At 59.8% G+C, this 18,005-nt stretch carries 14 protein-coding genes and 1 pseudogene; 6 read left to right on the top strand and 9 right to left on the bottom strand.

What is annotated here, in order from left to right:
- The first annotated feature begins 1 nt into the window (after position 1).
- Positions 2–1,798 carry a UvrD-helicase domain-containing protein gene (locus tag GDJ08_RS01025; protein ID WP_153164109.1) on the top strand — a complete coding sequence of 599 codons (1,797 nt, stop codon included), beginning with the start codon at positions 2–4 and terminating at the stop codon, positions 1,796–1,798.
- A gap of 110 nt (positions 1,799–1,908) precedes the next feature.
- Here GDJ08_RS01025 and GDJ08_RS01020 read toward each other — a convergent pair whose 3' ends face one another.
- Together GDJ08_RS01020 and GDJ08_RS01015 are read right to left on the bottom strand one after the other, a co-directional pair.
- Positions 1,909–2,766, bottom strand: coding sequence for a hypothetical protein (locus tag GDJ08_RS01020; RefSeq protein ID WP_153164108.1), 858 nt, complete (start codon positions 2,764–2,766; stop codon positions 1,909–1,911).
- A gap of 119 nt (positions 2,767–2,885) precedes the next feature.
- Entirely contained in the window at positions 2,886–3,632 is a 747-nt protein-coding gene (locus GDJ08_RS01015) for a hypothetical protein (RefSeq protein ID WP_153164107.1), read from the bottom strand.
- A gap of 59 nt (positions 3,633–3,691) precedes the next feature.
- Between GDJ08_RS01015 and GDJ08_RS01010 the strand changes: the two genes are divergently transcribed.
- The gene (locus GDJ08_RS01010; protein WP_153164106.1) at positions 3,692–4,576 is read left to right on the top strand and encodes a hypothetical protein; all 885 of its coding nucleotides are present in this window, start codon (positions 3,692–3,694) and stop codon (positions 4,574–4,576) included.
- 284 nt (positions 4,577–4,860) lie between these two features.
- Here the strand turns inward: GDJ08_RS01010 and GDJ08_RS01005 are convergent, their stop codons facing one another.
- The 7 genes and pseudogenes from GDJ08_RS01005 to GDJ08_RS00975 all read right to left on the bottom strand — a co-directional run bounded on the left by GDJ08_RS01005 (position 4,861) and on the right by GDJ08_RS00975 (position 13,859).
- Positions 4,861–5,655 carry an SIR2 family protein gene (locus tag GDJ08_RS01005; RefSeq protein ID WP_153164105.1) on the bottom strand — a complete coding sequence of 265 codons (795 nt, stop codon included), beginning with the start codon at positions 5,653–5,655 and terminating at the stop codon, positions 4,861–4,863.
- The gene (locus tag GDJ08_RS01000; protein WP_153164104.1) at positions 5,652–6,212 is read right to left on the bottom strand and encodes a non-canonical purine NTP pyrophosphatase; all 561 of its coding nucleotides are present in this window, start codon (positions 6,210–6,212) and stop codon (positions 5,652–5,654) included. Before GDJ08_RS01000 ends, GDJ08_RS01005 begins: the two co-directional genes overlap by 4 nt.
- On the bottom strand, positions 6,209–7,228 hold the full coding sequence (locus GDJ08_RS00995) for an amidohydrolase family protein (protein WP_206147279.1): 1,020 nt from the start codon (positions 7,226–7,228) through the stop codon (positions 6,209–6,211). The genes GDJ08_RS01000 and GDJ08_RS00995 overlap by 4 nt, the downstream gene beginning before the upstream one ends.
- A 1,516-nt stretch (positions 7,229–8,744) precedes the next feature.
- Positions 8,745–9,596, bottom strand: coding sequence for a TniB family NTP-binding protein (locus GDJ08_RS00990; protein ID WP_153164103.1), 852 nt, complete (start codon positions 9,594–9,596; stop codon positions 8,745–8,747).
- The gene (locus tag GDJ08_RS00985; RefSeq protein ID WP_165699748.1) at positions 9,593–11,386 is read right to left on the bottom strand and encodes a Mu transposase C-terminal domain-containing protein; all 1,794 of its coding nucleotides are present in this window, start codon (positions 11,384–11,386) and stop codon (positions 9,593–9,595) included. The genes GDJ08_RS00990 and GDJ08_RS00985 overlap by 4 nt, the downstream gene beginning before the upstream one ends.
- Before the next feature lie 1,079 nt (positions 11,387–12,465).
- Positions 12,466–13,050: pseudogene (locus tag GDJ08_RS00980) on the bottom strand (IS3 family transposase); the annotation flags it as partial.
- A 149-nt stretch (positions 13,051–13,199) separates the two neighbouring features.
- A complete protein-coding gene (locus GDJ08_RS00975; protein ID WP_206147277.1) occupies positions 13,200–13,859 on the bottom strand; it encodes a TetR/AcrR family transcriptional regulator in 660 nt (219 codons plus the stop codon).
- A gap of 179 nt (positions 13,860–14,038) precedes the next feature.
- On the opposite strand from GDJ08_RS00975, the gene GDJ08_RS00970 reads away from it, so the two are divergent.
- The 4 genes from GDJ08_RS00970 to GDJ08_RS00955 are packed head-to-tail and all read left to right on the top strand — an operon-like array spanning position 14,039 to position 17,931.
- The gene (locus GDJ08_RS00970; RefSeq protein ID WP_153164101.1) at positions 14,039–15,133 is read left to right on the top strand and encodes an alkene reductase; all 1,095 of its coding nucleotides are present in this window, start codon (positions 14,039–14,041) and stop codon (positions 15,131–15,133) included.
- Positions 15,134–15,193: 60 nt separating this feature from the next.
- Positions 15,194–15,982 (top strand): SDR family NAD(P)-dependent oxidoreductase, encoded by a 789-nt coding sequence (locus GDJ08_RS00965; protein WP_017355493.1) that lies wholly within the window; start codon positions 15,194–15,196, stop codon positions 15,980–15,982.
- A gap of 26 nt (positions 15,983–16,008) precedes the next feature.
- Positions 16,009–16,872 (top strand): alpha/beta fold hydrolase, encoded by an 864-nt coding sequence (locus GDJ08_RS00960; RefSeq protein WP_017355492.1) that lies wholly within the window; start codon positions 16,009–16,011, stop codon positions 16,870–16,872.
- 57 nt (positions 16,873–16,929) lie between these two features.
- Positions 16,930–17,931: an NADP-dependent oxidoreductase gene (locus tag GDJ08_RS00955; RefSeq protein ID WP_153164100.1), complete on the top strand. Its 1,002-nt coding sequence runs from the start codon at positions 16,930–16,932 to the stop codon at positions 17,929–17,931.
- Positions 17,932–18,005: the final 74 nt, after the last annotated feature.

Here is an 18,005-nt window from a genome sequence, read left to right as displayed (position 1 = left end):
CATGACCATTTGGGCCAACCACGATCTGAACGACCCGCAGAAGGACGCCATCCGCGAGGCCGGCAGCGTCTTCTTGGTCGCGTGTCCTGGCAGCGGCAAGACCAGGACGCTGACGTTCAAGATCGTCGAAGAGCTGTCGAAGCTGGAGTCCCCGCGGCAATGCCTCGTCGCCATCACATATACGCACCGGGCGGCCGACGAAATCAAGGAGCGCATCGAACGGCTCGGTGTCGATGCGTCCCGCCTCTGGATCGGAACGATCCACTCCTTCTGCTTGGAGTGGATACTGCGGCCCTACGGGATCTACCACGACGAGTTGAAACACGGGTTCGCGGTGGCCAGCAGCAACGACTCCGAGAAGCTGCTGACCGAGTTGTGCGCGCCTTATCGCTCCCCCAAGGTGACCTATTGGGACTGCGGCTTCTACTTCACCAAAGACGGATACATTCTGACCTGCCAGGATTCGCGCAAGCACGCCGCCCTCAACGGGATCCTCCAGGACTATCTTCACACGCTCTCGAATGATCGGAAAATCGACTTTGAGCTGATGCTCTACTACGCCTACGAGCTGATCTCGAAAAACCCGTCGATCGCGAAGCTCCTGTCCGGCATCTTCCCCTTTATCCTCATCGACGAGTACCAGGACACCAAGGAAATCCAGTACTCGATCGTCTCCGAGATTCTGGCTGCAGGCGCGGGACGAACCCGGGCGTTCGTCGTCGGTGATCCCAATCAGGCCATCTTCCAGTCGCTTGGAGGGTTCGCGATCTCACCCAAGGACTTCGCCGCGCTGTCGGGCGTCGCCTTCAAGGAAGCCGAGCTTACCCACAACTATCGATCCTCGGGCCGCATCATCGACTACTTCGGCCATTTCGACCTCTACGGGGCGTCGATCGAGGCCGCGTCCAAGCACAAGGCATATCCCAGCATCATCACCTACGATGCGACGACTAGTAAGGATGGCCTCGAGGACCAACTTGTAGCGTTAATCCGTTACAACATCGACACGCTGGGGATCAAGCCTTCGGAGATCTGCGTGCTCGCGCCGCAGTGGGTGCATCTTGCGGGCATGACCCGGCGGCTGGTGAGCAGAATGCCAGACTGCGAGTTCGACGGGCCAGGAATGGTGCCTTTTGCTCGCGACATTGACAATTTCTGGTACAAGGTCGCTCGCATAGCGCTGACCAACGCATCGCCCGCGCTGTATGTCCGCAGGCTGCGCTGGGCCAAGGAGATCCTCGTCGAGCTGGAGGCTGCCGGGGTGTCGACGCCGGGTATGACGCCCAAGCGACTTCTGCGGGAGGCCAATAGCATTGCCCTGGTTGAAACCGATGGCTTGAAATACGTTGAGCTGTACTTTGGCGCCCTGTTCTCCGCACTCGGCGTCGATTTCACCGCCTTTCCAGCACTTCTAGACCAGTACGTTTCCTTCTTCGAGAGTTCCTCCACCCGGGTCGCGCGACTTAGAAAAGAGGGCGCCGAGTTCATCGGAGAGATCGATGCGTTCCGTCGAGTTTTCCGGGACCGTTCCGGGATCACTTTGTCAACCATCCACGGCATCAAAGGGGATGAATATGACACGGTCATTGCTTATGCGTTGCTCGAGGGCATGGTCCCGCATTTTGCGGATGCCGATGGAAGCAACAGCGCAAAGCGCCTCATGTACGTGGTCGCGTCGCGGGCAAGGAAGAACCTGCACCTGATCGCGGAACGTGGCCGCGTGAACGGACTGGGGGCCGAATACGTTCCAACGGAAGTGCTTCGCAGGTGCCGGTTCGACTACGACACTTTCAATTAGGCGCTACGTGCCTCGTCGTGATTGCTGTAGATCCTCCCCCTGATCCGTTCCCGTTTCAGTAGCTGGAAGAAGCTCTCCATCGCGGTTGTCATGGCAGTTGCGCTCGTAGTCTAGGCCGGGAATCGTATTTGAAAGCGGTTCTTCTGCGCTAAACGTATGCGATTGTCGTCCCAGTTCAGCAGAAGCGGCACCGCATCGATACTCGCGTTGTTGCGGTAATGGACCGATTCAAGCCCAATGCCTGTCGATGAGACATGGCTTCTCTCCTTCTGGCCCTGCGCGTATTGTGCGATCGCAGCGGCCAGTAAGGCACGGCTGGCAACCACCTCGGGCTCGACCAGAGAGCGCAATGCGACGTGCATCCCGCTCAACTCCCGCATGTAGCCCCGCAAAGTCTGACGGAGATAGATCTTGTCCGACGCCTCATCGAGAATTAGCTTCTTGAAGCTACCACGATCTGCCGCGATCTTGGCCTTGCTGGTGTAAAACCCGATCTCATCCTTCGACCCGTCATAGCCATCAACAGGTAAAGCGCGATGTTGCGCCCGATCTCGCAATTGGCACGTCATTCGGTAGTCATGCGAAGCGTCATACGAGGCACTTGCTAGCGCCTTGACGTTGCTGGCGAACTCGCCCGCGTCGCCGAATGACTTGAAGTCGCGCCCGACCTGATCGACGTAGGTCTTTCCACTAGTGAAGACATTAATGATGTGGCGGTTGGCCTCCATTATGAGCGCGTCTCCGCTCTCATAACCCCAATCCATACGCATTTCGTTACGGAGATGCGATACCGCACAGAACTCCTCGAATGCGAGGAAATTGCCCATCATCAGCTCATAGCGACGCTCAAAATTGCCAGCGTCAATAAGGCAATGCCTGGCCTTGACGTACGAAGCGTGGCAGTCAGCGGTGATTTCAATGACGTTCTGGGGCCCGATGTGCGCGCCCCTTAGTTGGTACGAGTCCATGCATTTCTCCGAGTTGAACCTCTGGATGATCGCCTTTTCCAAAATTGGCCGCCGGCGCTTGGTGATCGATTTCTAGGGTTAGATCGAGAGAAGAGACCGGGTTCGTGCGCTTCAACACATTAGGGGCCAGCGCCTTTGGGCTTTACGGCGTTCACCACAATCCTGATGTCACCCGCGTGCATGACGACGTCCCCATCTCGGATCCCGCGGAGCCCCTGAAGTGTCCTTAAATGCTCAGCGTGCCTTGGCGCGTCTTCTTTGAAGAAGGTTCCGGCACATTTCGCAAACACCTCGTCTAGGACCGTCACCACGAAGTCGCAGTGCTCGCGGATGTCTTCCAACAGATCGTGCCGCTCAAACGTGTCTCCCCGGTTCTGGGTCACTGTGCAATTGAAGCCTCCAAGTTCAATGCGCACCGGCACAAAGGCGGCAGTAACCCGCCCGCTCTCGTCCAAGTTGTCCAAGCTGTGGGCGGCGATCTGATGGCGGAGAATGGTGGCCCTCAGCCGCCTGGCTTTCTCCCCAAGGCCGTTGACGTTTGGGCAGTTGGTCAGCTTGTGGAGCTTAAGGGCGGCCCGTTGTTGGCTATAGGTGGCTCCCAGCAGGCCATAAAGTCGCAGGTATTTTTCCCCATCATTGTTGTACCGGGTTGGGCCATCCAGGCCAAACACTAGCACGTTGCCTATGGCCAAGCTGGCATCGCCCAGGATGTCCATCGCCACGCACAGAAAGCTCCAGTCGAGCTCCTTCTCCAGCTTTAGTCGTGCGACGGGTTCTCCGCGCAATCTCACGCATGCGTTGACCATATTCCGAAAAGCATCCGCGTAGTGGTTCAAGGTGTTGAGCGAATGCTTGACCTGGTCCATCACTGTTCACCAAAGTGTAGATCGGACATGATTGCACGAAGCCATCCCTCTTTATAATCATGTCTACCCCCTCCTCCCCAGAAACCCTGGAAGCCATCGGCCTAAGCGTTGCCTTTGACGCGTTGCGTGACCTGGTGAATCGGCTGTTGATGGAGTTCTTGCCTTTGGCAAGCTATCCAGGGGAAATGCAGGTGCGCTTCAAGTCGACGCCTCACCGCGACTTGTTCTACATCCGCTTGCTGGATTTCGTCCACGAAGGGGGCAGCAAGGAGTTGCTGGGAGAGAAGATGTCCTGCTTGGAGGTGTTGGAGAAAGCCGGCGCGCATCCACAGCTGTCCGACCCGGGCTCCGCTCTGGAGCTCGCCAGCGCCGCCGCAGACCTTCGCTCCTGGCTTCATGAGGTGATCCACCCCAAGTTCTGGCTTGGAAGCATTAACGTCCATGCAAGGCTATCGGTCACCCGCCTGCAGCTGCTGAAAATTGCGGGAAACCAAGCCAAGCACAATCTGGCGCGCCTGACCGGCGTTTCTCAGCAGGTGCAAACCCTGCTTGCCGTGCACGGCCACCACGTTCCTCTGGCTCAGATTCCGTTCGCGCTGGACGACTTCCGTGAGCACTTGGGAGAGAACGTCTTCATCTACTACGGGAGCTGGCTCGCAGAACTTATCAACAACGTCACTTGGGCGCTGTATCGCTATATCGAGCCCGTCTACAACCGCCACGTGGTTTACGAGGATGGCGCTCTACCTGGCATGTATCAGTTCATTCCGCTTCCCGGGGTGGATGCTAACTCGCCCGATCACTGGTGGTTCCACCGCTTGCTCAACGAAGCTCGGCGGCAACCTTACATTCCTCGTTTCAAAACATCGCGCTTCCTCAGAGCCCAGTCGTCGCTGGAATGGGAAGATGAAGACCCACGGGGCCATGACCGCTTGACCCCATAATGGACGTGTCCTGCGGCACCCACGATAGATCTTCCTAATCCCCTGCCCTGCCTATGTCGACTTCCGGCCAGAAGCAGACGCAGCGGTCTTCACGCCACCTGGCCGCCTCAAGACTGCCGCTATCTTGGACGCTGATGCAGGCCAGATTCGTAGTTGCTCAGGCAGCTTCTCTGCGCGATCCAGCAATGATTGTCACGATGCTTTTGAAGTCATGTACTTGGCTGCAATCGTGACCAAATGCTGTGCCTAGCATTGCGACGGACGGCGCGAGCCTGCTCGGCTCGTCAGGTCACAAGCTCTTGCAGGAAGTCCGTGAGCGCTGCCTTGGGATCGTCCTGATCGGACACGATCATCTCAATTCCCCAGTGCCTCAGAACTTCTTCTGCCGCCGGGTTCGGGCGATTGGTGAAGACGTACGACTTTGGTCTCGCCGAAGCGAGCGGCGACTTCCTCCACATTTCGGTCAGGCGATAGAACAGCAGCCGGATATTGAAGTCTGTCAGGCTGTAGCCAATGAAGAGGACAGAGTTGCTTAGCACGTCGCTGCGGAGCTTGATGTCCAGCGGCGTGTCGAAGGTCAGTCGCTGGTAGTAGCTGGTCTCGTCGAGAACGATAGACTCGTCGGCTGCGAAGTCACCATGGAACTTGATGATCTGGCGGTGACCGTCTCTGACAGCGACCATGTCCGCTACGCTGGCAATCCTGTCGTACTTCACACCGAACTCGGCGTGAGCGATCTCAAGCCACCGGTCGTAGTTGGTGGTGTAGATCCGCGAGAAGTTGCCCAGGGTGATGAGCCGGTGAATATCGGAGGTCTTGATGTTCGTGGAAGGCTTGTGCCATTCGCGGTCCATCCAGCTCCGTAGCTCGCCGAGGCCACCTCTTTTCTTTTTGTAGAACTCAGCCAGAGTCTGATAGTTCCCATAGGTGGCAAACACCGCCGGGTCGTAGCCCAGCTCCTCGGCAATATGCGCGATCAGTTGGCTCCAACTCGGCAAACCAAGGTTTGCAGACACACCAGCTCCGACAAATAGCATTAGCTTGCCATTGCTGTGGGCATCTAGAAGTTCAGCTCTCATGTCGGGACTCTCGAAATTTTAAGGTGGGCAGCAAACCTGTCCAATGCTAGGCGGCGCATGGATATGTCGTCCTTTCCGGTACCCATTTGGGCAAACGTCGTCGTGTAGCCGTCAGGTATGAACACGCAGTCCCATTGGAAATCCTCCGGCCCAGCCGGTGCGCGCGGAACCGTCCCCTCGATTGCGCCTTCGAACAGGTGCATCTGGCGCCCGTCGCAGTACCCAAGAACCGTCTTTGCGATGACCTTGTCGTCACCAAGAGCGGCCACGAGATCCGCGAAGCGCCTGGCTTCCAATCGGTCCCAAAAAATCTGGGTTAGGCCTGCGGGAAGGTCGTTCAGTCCCCGGAGATACAGCCCTGTGTGCTCGACGAACAGGGGGCGGCCAATCTCGTGAAACGCCTTGATTAGCTTGTCCCGCACGAGCGCATGGACGTCCTGAGTCTGCAGTTCCTCGATCTTTCTGGATACAGGCACGACGCCCACCCCAATCGGGCCGAGGATGCGTTGTACTTCCTTGATCTTGTGCTCGTTGCCGGACATGAATCGAATCTTCATTTCAGACCCTCCATGAATGAAAAGCGCTTGGCCACTTCGTACTGCTGCTGCATGTCGCAGATGGACAAGCCTTCGGCCATAGCGGCGGCTTGGTCGTCAGCCAGGCCGCGTTGATGGATCGCCGGGTTGTCGGAGCAGATGACGAACGGCACACCACGGCGTCGGAACTCCTGCAGAGGATGGGCCTCATCACTGGGAACGGCGCCCGTCAGCCGGTTGCTGATTGGGCAGACCTCGACGCAGACCCCCTTGGTAGCCAGCAGATCCATCAAGTCAGGATCTTTGACTGCAGCCGTGCCGTGGCCGATCCGATCAGCGTGGAAGAGCTCTACGGCCGCTCGCACATTCTCTACGCGCCCAGTCTCTCCAGCGTGGATCGTGATGCCGAAGCCGTACCGGTCCTTGGCCTCACGAATGATCGCGGGCAGCTCAGCCGAATAGGGCGTCTCTTCATCTCCCGCAAGGTCGAGCCCAACGACATCCTTCGGCCGTCCGATGTCCTCGTAGGCCTGCAAGAGCGTGGCGAGATTGGAGGCGCCGTAGTCGCCCCGGGTTACGGTGAGGATCAAGCCCCGCCTGATACCGTATTGCTGAGAAGCGCTGCCTGTCGACTCGATGAGGCGTTCCAATGCTTGCGCCGGCGTGCAGCTCTGAAGTCCGGTCAAGTACAGGACGCTGCTGCGGAGCTCGACGAAACGAACGGCGTTTTCTGCCAGGCTCGCAAGAACGGCATGGGCGAGGCGGTCGAGGTTTGCGCGCTTCTTGGGGAAGAGCCGCAACACCTGCCACGGCGTGAGGTACTCCGCCAGCGATTTGCAAGGGACAAGGCGAGTCATGTCCCGCTCGAAATCGAACCCTGCCGGAAGCGAAGTTGCTTCGTCGGCCATGATCTCCCGGATGGTCGACACAGGGACGGCGCCGTTCATATGCAGGTGGAGTTCCCCCCGATCATGCACGCGGGCTCGCACGCCGCCATCGTCGTCGAGGTCGTCGAGGTCGTCGAGGTCGTCGGCCAAGCCTAAGAGGCCTGGTAGATCAAGTTGCCGCTGATTCAAGCGCTGTCCCTAAATCTTGTTGTGGCCTTTAGGCCGTTCCATGTGATGCTAGCCCCATACCCGCATTATGCGTCTTCTCGTAGACCCGCAATTGAGTAAGCCTCCTTTACACCTAGGTACTTGAAAGCCGGACCTCTGGATCCAGCCATGCTCCTTATCCAGAGCGGATCGTATAGTGATCCACTACCTCTCGATCTTCGGGGCGCTGAGTGCGGCTTGCGAGCCGATGTGTAGCCAGCCCCAGATATCGGGACAGAGAGCCATGCTTGATCGGAGCGAGCGGACGTCTGCTATGGGTCGGGAGTTGCCATACCCTACCCCCGATAACGCACCCTAATCGTTAAGCACTAGGACTTTTGTCGACGAGGCGGAACAACATCAATGGAAGCAGCTTCCTAGTTTGGGCAGTTCTCTTGTCCGGAACCGACCTATCCACCAGTTCCCGCCATAGGGGGCACTTCATGGATCGCCCAGCTCGCGGGCGACAAGGTCGTCCCAGGGGCGGGCGCGTGCAATCTCTAACGGCGCCGGCGTCCAGGGCAGCACTCATAGCGCCTCGCAACTGTGCGCTCAAGGATGGATCTTATGATGGTCAAGGCGTTAGAGATTGCACGCACCACTGGCCTATTCAGGCAAGTCTCTGTCGGCCCATCCCGTTCAACGCCGCGACCCGCCCCGGCTCGCGATCACGATTCCCACGAGCATTGCCTCTAAGCGTCGGTCGCCATGACGCCACCGCCGCGCGAGCCACTCCCAAGCGGCGAGCGGCCACTTGGGCAGGTTTTGGGCTGAAGCGGCGGCAAGTGCCGTCCACGCCCTGTACGCACCCAATAATGCTGCCGCCCTGTCATTGGGTGCAAGGCGCCCCACCCTTGCTGGGCCTAGCGGCTGGTATGTTCTGTGCGGTTTAGGGAGTGCCCACCCGGCCCCTTCGATTGACCAAGCCAGCTCGGCGCTTGCAATCTCGCCAGAGCCGGGTCCCCAGTTGCGAGCGGACGCTAGAACGAGGTCTCTCCGAAGCCTGGCATCTTGCCCGTTCACCCGGCCATGACGCCACTCCTCGAGCCACTGCCAGAGGGACACCAGCTCTTCGTTGGCATCCAGGGGCATTGCATCCCGGCAGGGCGCGTAGCTGAGCAACAGCCGGTGTCGGGAGCACGCGATAGCTCTGGCATCCAACCAATCAACTAGAACCGGATACCGAGTACCGCTTTGGGTCGGCGCAGTACACATAGCGCACCCTACCGACCTCCACTCAGCTGCAATACGCCATGAGGCTGGGACGCGCTCAATTCGCCCCAGCTCAGGCGGAAGTCGGCCCCATTCAGCGCCACCGATTCGGCGTTCTGGCTCTTTTGCTTCGAACTCACACCATTGCCTCCACTCAGCTTCCTCAAGACCAAGCTGTAGCCTGGTAGCGTCTAACCACGAGTACACACTCTCGCCCATGCAGGGCTCTGCGGCTGCGGGAAGATCCTCAATCCTCATGGGATCTCTCCTCGACACCGAACCCGGATTTCCAGAATTCGTCGAGCAACTCGACTGAGATGCGCCCTTCTCCGCGCGAATTGGCAAGACGGGCTGCGCCGAGGACAACCTCCAACAATCTGAAGGTAACGCAGCAGTCATGGGCCGCCAGCCAGCGAATCATGGTCTTGCTGTCCAGGTGGGAACGCTCAGGAAGCTTCAGCTCGACTTCAATGCCGGCCAGGAACTGACGGAACTCGTTGGATTCTGACCAAACGGGAAGCTCAACCCTTTTGAACCGAGATGCCAGTTGCTCGTCTGCAGCCAGCGCATTGACCATGTTCCTTGTTGTTGCGATGCATACCGTGATGCCCAGATTGCAGATGGATTTGATGAGTGCAAGAGTGTATTGCTGGCCAGATTTCCCAGCGTTGAGAATATGTCCAGCCTCATCAATCAGAAGCTGTTTTACCCCCGATGCCTGCAACACGTCAGCGACCTGCTCGTGTATGTTCTGGGTTTTGCGGATGGGAAACCCGGGCAAACACGCATTGATGATGGACCGGCACATCTTCATGCAGTTGCCGTCATAAGGTGCCTCGATCAAGATCGCCTCTCTGTAACGCGACCCCGTCGCTTCCCGAACGGAAGAGACTTGGGACATGTAGTGGTTGAGGAGCCGACTCTTTCCGCTGCCGGCAGCTGCTGCAATGTGAAGGCACACAGGCCGGCTGCGTCGGTACTCGCCCACGCGAAGCTGGCTCAGAGCCTTCAAAATCCTTACTGAGTGGGAACTCAGCACGAACGGAAGATCGCCCTCTAGATGGGGATGGGTGCGACCGATATCTTCAGGCAGGTTCATTCCACCAGGCCCTCACTGGAGGGGATTGGTAGAGCGGGCTCTGCATAATCGACTTCTTCTCTGACCGCCTTGGGTACTACCGGCGGCAACCTGGCCAACTTACGGCGAGCTTTCTTTGAGCTGGTCGCGGCTTGATGCAGGATTTCCCTTTGACGCTCAAGTGCATCAAACAGTTCGCTCTCCGAAGCAGCTTTCTTGCCTTGCTCCTTCATATGAGCTCGGATGTCGCGAAGTTCCCAGAGCGAAAATGGGTTCCTAGAACGATCTAGTAGTGGCACATCGATGTAGTCGCCAGCTGCATACAAGAACACCTTGCTGAGGTCGCGCTGGCTATAGTGCACTCGATGTTCAATACCATCATTGATGAATGGTGAAAGGGCGGGATCCCAGTAGTGAAGCGAGTGCAGCTGAATTCCTGCCCGGCCTATTCTTCTATTGGCGGCCGGCAGGAAGCCTAGTGTGAAGTCGCGGGGGTTGCCGATCATAGGGGGAAAGCGGGTGGAGCCTTGCTCGCTAGACCACGACTGATCCCACACCTGCAATGGAGTCCTTCCGCCCAGCCCACTGTGCGGAGAGTTGTGATATACGCCCGCGATCTGGAGCGCGAGCCACTGCTCAAGTTCCGCGATGGTCAGTACCGCCTTCTTCTCCGATGGATAGTCACCTCGCTGCTTTGAGTTGGAGAAAGTTGTCCCAGGCAGGAGATGCACCGCGCCCATCATCGTGCCGATGTAGCGTTCGATATAGGCGCCGTAGTGAGGCCTGCGGACTGGTCTGGGACGGACCTCAATTCCGTAGCGCTCGCATTGCGCGAGCAGCGCCTTTGTTTTGAATGTCTTCGCGTTGTCCCACGCGATTCGAGCCATCTTTCCGAAGATTGAGTACTTGAGTTTGCCATCTAGCCCAATGGATTCAAGCCACCGCTCTTTCGGCAGGCAGCTGTGCTCAAGTGTCAGCGCAACTGAAGTCTGGTCGGGCGGATCAAAGCTCATGTAGTAGCCAACAACGCAACGAGTGAAGACGTCGATAGCGAGCGTGATCCACGGCCGCCCGATAACCTGCCGTGTCAGTGGACTAACCACCATCAAGTCGACGACTGCGTGATCAATTTGGACGACCTCAAGGGGGTATGACGTGTCCAAGCCTCGGATCGATGGAGCCTGCTTTGCACGAGCTTCATGGCTCCCAAGGCGCTTCACAGCCAGTTGCATTGGATCTCGTGCACGGACACGCGCCTTGACCGCCGCGTAGCTGGGGGCTGCTACACCCGCATCCCGCGAGAGCTGTGCACACCTTCGAACGACAGCTGCAACTGAGCTTGCCTCACGGACCAGATAGATCTCGTCGATCGCGGCGGCGATCAAGCTCTCCACGAGGGGTGGCAGAAGCCTGGCCTTCGGCGATGGACCAGGCAGGCTCGGCAACTGAGATGCCGGTAGCGGGTTGTAGCAGTACAGCCGCCAGCGACGTCTGACAGTCTTCGCCGAAACATCGAATTTCCCGGCGATTTCATCGCACGTGCGCTTAGACAACCTAGCGCCGTGCGCCCTCAGCGCTGCTCCGAGCGCTTTTGCCCATTGCAAAGCTACTGCCTCCTGAGCAGCGTCCGTACTGGCGACGTGCCGAATCTTCTTTTCAGTGACCTCCTGGTTGTACGAGGAAAGATCGCCAACGCCTACCCATTGGTACTCTGAAGTCCCTTCTATTTGGATGTGAATTTTGTCAGGCGCTGTGCAACTCACGATGCGGCACAGTCTCGAGCTGCACATCACCAACTCACCCGATTTCACAACCAGGTCTCTAACAGGTCGCGCGGCTCTCATTGGAGAGTTCATACTTGGGCCCTCAGGACCCGAGGCAAAAGATGCCCGCCCCACTATTGACACAAGTAGAGAGGCATGAAAGGCTAGCCCCAATCGGCGGATTATCCGGTTGTCCAGAGAGGTCAGGGTTGCCGCCCTGGCCTTTCGTCGTTCTAGCCGAAGGCATCCATTTGCGTCAGGCCATAGCTGTTTTCTCCGCCGATCAAAGGTCTCCGCATAGCGCGGCCTGTCAGAATTAGCACGCAGAGAAACGCCGCGCAATCGCAACGCATTGATCTGAAAGGTATTTTATAGTCTATGGACGATAGGGCGCAGCAGCCCGCAGTTAGGCTTGGACCACCTGATGGGGTCCGCTTAGGCTACTGACGCATACGATGTTTGCAGGATCGTGTCCCTGCACTGTGCTTTTTCTCTGAATCATGTCTCTAACAGTCGGGCTGAGCGTGTGCGACGAACGCTCCCGGCCATTTCGCAACTAAATCAAGCACCTAGTGTTGGGCGCGATCTAAAGAAACCCACAGCTCATGTTCGTTGCAGACATCTTTAGCTCGCCATTGCAGAGATTTCAGCTTTCGAGGCAGAGAATTTTTGGGGTGAGACGAACCACTGCAGAAAATGTTGATGCATGGATGCCGCAACGCAGAAACGTTTGACTCGAGGAGGATGCATGGAATACGAACTTTCCACAGAAAGATGGGTTTCAGGCCAGTCTATGGGGCTCTCGGATGTTGAAATTCGAGGCGTCCTTCCAAGCGCCCTAGATCATGCTCGGGTCATCCAGGCTCTGAGCTGCAATCCGATCTCCTAGGCCACCTTGAGTCTAGAGCGCCATACTAAAACATGCGGTGATCGAACGACCCGCAAGTGGCCAGGCTATCGAGGGCTGGAGGCTGAGCGACTCACAACGACACAGTCCCCTGCCCCCCTGAGGAGCGGCCGAAACGCCGGCCAAGGCGTTGTAGTTGGGCTGGGGCGGCGACTTACCGACTGGCGAGATGCCAGAGCCAAATATGCCGGACAGATCGATTGATGCCTATCCGTAGCGCGCGCAGCCGCCCGTTGAAGGACTCAACGTAAGCGTTTTGGTTCGGCTTCCCCGGCTCGATCAGGCGCAGGGCAATTCCCTTCTCGTGAGCCCACGCCACCATCGCTTTTCCGCAAAACTCCTTGCCGTTGTCTGTCCTGATCACCTGCGGCAAAACCTGGTTGGCGGCGGACGGGCGCAGCAAGGGCTGACGTTCACCGACAGGCACCTTCTTGCGCTTCCTGCGACGCACCTGCAGGCCAGCTTCCTCATACAGGCGCTCCACACGCTTGTAGTTCACGACGAACCCACTCTGTCGCAGCTTCAGATGGATCTTGCCCACGCCGTAACGTCGATGCCGGTGTGCCAGGGCCGCGATCTGCTCACGCAGTTCAACGTTGTGGTCCGGCCTGGGCTCGTAACGCAGCGCGCTGGCGCTCATGCGTGCAACCACCAACGCACGCCGCTCACTGAGCCCTTTCTCGACCATGCTCCGCACCAGCAACCTGCGCACCGGTGCGGTCACCACTTTTTTCGCCAGGAAGCCGATGATCTGTTCTTCGGAAAAGCGCTTCTTCACGTCCAATCTCCTTGTCGTTGAGGATTGGACTCCAACCCGTCGTGCTACTCAATCCCGGGGGGACGTCGCCCCTGCCCTACCCGTTGGACTAGGGGCCGCTTCCGGCCAAGAGCGAACATCCGCAATGGTCCAGGAGACAAGCCTCCGCTATCCAAGGATGGCTCCGCACGCCAGCACTACCCTATCGGGCCCTTCTTAGGCTTGTGATCCGTCCGGCGGGGAGCTTGACCCGATTGCAACCGCGAGGCAGGGCCTCCAGCAGCGGCTCCACTGGGCAGCCGCGCCAGAATGTCCTCCCGACAGGCGTCCAGGATCTCATCCGCGAGCGACGCATCATCCGGGCAGGATCGCGACAATACGATGGCCCCAACCGCCTGAGCGATCAGGGCGATCTGCCGCGCGCGATTGCTTTCAACGGTGGCCGTATCGGCTTCATTTTTCTGGTCTGCACCTCCTGTGAGCTGAGCTTCAATACCAGCCGCAAAGGCCGCCCTGACCGACGCTGACTGACGAGCGGCGTCACTGCACAGCGCGGCCATCGTGCAGCCGTCGCCGGGCCCGTCCCGGTGCTCTCGGGACAGGTAGTAGGTCAGAAACGCCCGCTGATCCACCTCAGCCAGCGCCTCGGCAGATTTTGAAAAGCCACAGCTCGCGGCTTCGGCCATCAAATCGGCCTTGGAACCGAAATGCTTGTAGAAGCCGCCGTGGGTAAAGCCGGCGGCCGCCATCAGGTCCGCAACACCCACCCCGTCGTAGCCCCGCTTCCTGAAGAGCGTGGATGCGGTTTCGACGATGTGCGCCCGGTTGGCCTGCGCTTGTGCCTTGGTGACCTTCATGACCCGATGTCTCGTGACGCTGTACTGCGGAAGAATGGCACTATAGCACGGATAGATTATGGGCATCATCAATCCATTGACATTTAAGATTACGGTCGACATCATTGAGGTGAAGTTGCAGCGCCCACGGCTTAGGCCTCTCCGTAACAGCCCTCTCAACGATTACGCCCCCACACCACATGACGACCACGACACTCTTCCAGCCCTATCCCCTTGGCCCTCTGACCCTGGCCAACCGCATCGTGATGGCACCGCTGACGCGTAACCGCGCCGGCGCCGGCCTGGTACCCACCCCGCTGGCCGCCACCTACTACGCCCAGCGCGCCTCGGCCGGCCTGATCATCACCGAGGCCACCCAGATCTCGGCGCAGGCCCAGGGCTACCAGGACACGCCGGGGCTCTACACGCAGGATCAGATCGATGGCTGGCGCAAGGTCACCGATGCCGTGCATGCCCGTGGCGGGCGCATCTTCGTGCAGCTGTGGCACGTGGGCCGCATTTCGCACGTGGACCTGCAGCCCGGCAATGCCGCGCCTGTCTCCGCCTCGGCCATTCGTGCGCAGACCAAGACCTTCGTCCATAACGGCTTTGTTGATGTATCCGAGCCGCGTGCGCTGGAGATCGACGAGCTGCCCGGCATCGTCAACGACTTCCGCCAGGCCGCCGCCAATGCGATCACCGCCGGGTTCGATGGCGTGGAGATTCACGGTGCCAACGGTTACCTGCTGGAACAGTTCATCAAAGACGGCGCCAACCAGCGCACCGACGCGTACGGCGGCTCGATCGAGAACCGCGCGCGCCTACTGCTGGAGGTCACCGCCGGCGTAGCGGAGGAGATTGGCGCGGACCGCACCGGCGTGCGCATCTCGCCGGTCTCCCCGGCCAACGCCATTGCCACCGTCAGCGACCCGCAGCCGCAGTACGACTACATCGTCGACCAGCTCAGCGCGCTGGGCATCGTCTACCTGCATGTGGTCGAAGGCGCGACCGGCGGGCCACGTGACGTCGCGCCCTTCGACTTCGATGGGCTGCGCGGTCGCTTCAAGGGGACCTATCTGGCCAACAACGGCTACGACCTGGACCTTGCCAGCACGCGCCTCACCGAGGGCAAGGTGGACCTCGTTGCGTTTGGTCGCGCCTTCATCAGCAATCCCGATCTGGTTGAACGCCTGAAGACCGGCGCGCCCTTGAACGCATTGAACCCTGCCACGTTGTACGGCGGCGGCGCGGAAGGCTACACCGACTACCCCGCATTGACCGATACGCCGCAGTAACCCGTCCAGCATCGCCCCGCTGCACACCCCGTTTGCCCACGACATTCCAAGAGACACACCATGAGCATGCTTCCTGCCGTCCTCATCACCGGCGCCTCCAGCGGCATCGGCACCGTCTACGCCGAACGCTTCGCACGCCGCGGCCACAACCTGGTCCTGGTCGCGCGCGATACGGCGCGACTGGGGACGCTCGCCGCCCGCCTGCGTCAGGAAACCGGGGTCACCGTAGACGTCCTGCCGGCCGATCTCACCCAGCGCACCGATCTGGCCAACGTGGAAACCCGCCTGCGCGACGACGCCCGCATCGGCATCCTGATCAACAACGCGGGCATTGCTCAATCCGGCGGCTTCACCGAACAGTCAGCCGACAGCATCGACGCCTTGGTGACGCTGAACATCCTCGCCCTGACGCGCCTTGCCGCGGCCATCGCCCCGCGACTGGGCAACGCGGGCGAAGGCGCTATCGTGAACATCGGCTCGGTGGTGGGTCTGGCACCCGAGTTCGGCATGTCCGTCTACGGTGCAACCAAGGCCTTCGTGCTATTTCTCTCGCAGGGACTCAGTCTGGAGCTGTCGCCCAAAGGTGTCTACGTACAGGCCGTGCTGCCCGCGGCAACCCGCACCGAGATCTGGGAGCGTGCCGGCATCGACATCAATACGCTGTCGGAGGTGATGGATGTCGGCGAGCTGGTCGATGCGGCCCTTGTCGGGTTCGATCGTCGTGAGACCGTGACCATTCCGCCGCTGCATGTGGCTGAGCGCTGGGACACGCTGGACGCGTCGCGTCAGGGTCTGCTCTCGGACATCCGGCAGGCGCAGGCTGCAGAGCGCTATCGCAGCGTTGATTGAAGTCCTGATCACACAGGTACGCCACCATGACGATTTCCGACACCCGCCCCGCATCGGGCACTTCGTTCGAGAATGCACCAACCCGCTCGCTGGAGGTCGCTGGCACGCCGTTCGCGTACCGTGAACTTGGGCCACAGGGCGGCATCCCTCTGGTCATGCTCAACCATTGGGGCGCGGTGCTGGACAACTTCGATCCGCGTATCGTTGATGGTCTGGCCAGCAGGCATCGGGTCATCGCCATCGACTACCGGGGCATCGGAGGTTCGGGCGGAACGGCGCCGGTGACCATCGCAGAAATGGCGCGGGATACCCTCGCCCTGATCCGTGCGATGGGCTTGACCCGCGTCGATCTTCTGGGCTTCTCGCTCGGCGGCTTCGTCGCGCAGCAGGTCGTGCTGGACGCACCTGATCTCGTGCGCCGGCTCATCCTGACCGGTACCGGGCCTGCGGGTGGCCGTGGTATCGACCGGGTGGGTCGCGTGTCCTGGCCCTTGATCATCAAGGGCCTGCTGACCCGCCGCGACCCCAAGTACTACCTGTTCTTCACCGCCAGCGCCCGCGGCCGACAGGCGGCGCGCGACTTCCTGCAACGGCTCAAGGAGCGCAGGAGCGATCGCGATAGATCGGCCTCACCCGGCGCGTTCCTACGGCAGCTGAAGGCCATCACCGCCTGGGGCAGGCAATCGCCCCAGGACCTGGGCAGCATCCACATTCCCGTGCTGGTTGCCAATGGTGACAGCGACATCATGGTCCCAACCCCCAACAGCGGCGACTTGGCGCGCCGCATTCCCCACGCGACGCTGGTCATCTACGACGACGCAGGTCATGGCGGGATTTTCCAGTATCACGCCGAGTTCGTCCGGGAAGCGCTAGCGTTCCTCAAAGACTGACGCCCCCCCTTGCCCCCGCAGCCTGACTGCACCCACGCCACCAGAGATACACCGCTCATGAAAGCCTTCCTCATCGACCGTTATGGCAAGAAGGAGACGGGCCACCTCGGCGACACCCCATCGCCGGTGCTCCGGGATGACGATGTACTCATCCGCGTACACGCTGCCAGCGTCAATGCGCTGGACACCAAGATCAGGACCGGGGAGTTCAAGGTGATCCTGCCTTATCGCCTGCCGCTTGTTCTGGGCAATGACCTGGCCGGCACGGTGGAGCGTGTGGGCGCTGGGGTTCGCCAGTTCAAGCCGGGCGACGAAGTGTATGCACGCCCCGACGATGATCGCATCGGCACCTTCGCCGAATTCATCGCCGTCAAGGCAGCATCTGTTGCACGCAAGCCAAGCAATCTCAACATGGTGGAGGCAGCCTCGTTGCCGCTGGTTGCGTTGACGGCGTGGCAGGCGCTGGTGGAAACCGCGCAGCTGAAACCGGGCCAGAAGGTCTTCATCCAGGCCGGCTCTGGCGGCGTCGGGACCGTGGCGATTCAACTGGCGAAGCATCTTGGCGCCTTCGTTGCTACCACGACCAGCACGGCCAACACGGCATGGGTCAAGGACCTGGGCGCGGACGTGGTCATCGACTACAAGCAGCAGGATTTCGCTACGGAACTGCGCGACTACGATGTGGTACTCAACAGCCTTGGCAAGGATGAGCTGACCCGCTCGCTGCAGATTCTCAAGCCGGGTGGCCATCTCATCTCCATCTCCGGGCCGCCCACGCCCACCTTTGCCGCCGCGCGCGGCCTTGCCTGGCCGATTCAGCAGGTCATGCGACTGCTCAGCCATGGCATCCGCAGCAAGGCCAGGCAGAAAGGGGTGAAGTACACCTTCGTGTTCATGCGTGCCGAAGGTTGGCAGCTGAGCGAGATCACCTCGCTGGTCGAGTCCGGTGCGATCCGCCCTGTCATCGACAGGGTCTTCCCGTTCCAGGACACCCAAAGCGCGCTGACCTATGTCGAGAGCGGCCGGGCCAAGGGCAAGGTTGTTGTCGAGTTGCCGTAGGCTGCGACCTTGGCAAGCTACGCGGCAACATAAATACTGCCATCCCTGAGAATTCGGTGACACCGCCCTCGCAT

Origin of the sequence: Stenotrophomonas nematodicola (assembly GCF_009467805.1) — a bacterium.
GTDB lineage: Bacteria > Pseudomonadota > Gammaproteobacteria > Xanthomonadales > Xanthomonadaceae > Stenotrophomonas > Stenotrophomonas nematodicola.
Note: the sequence above shows the minus strand (reverse complement) of the source record. Positions and strands in the feature narration are given on the sequence as shown.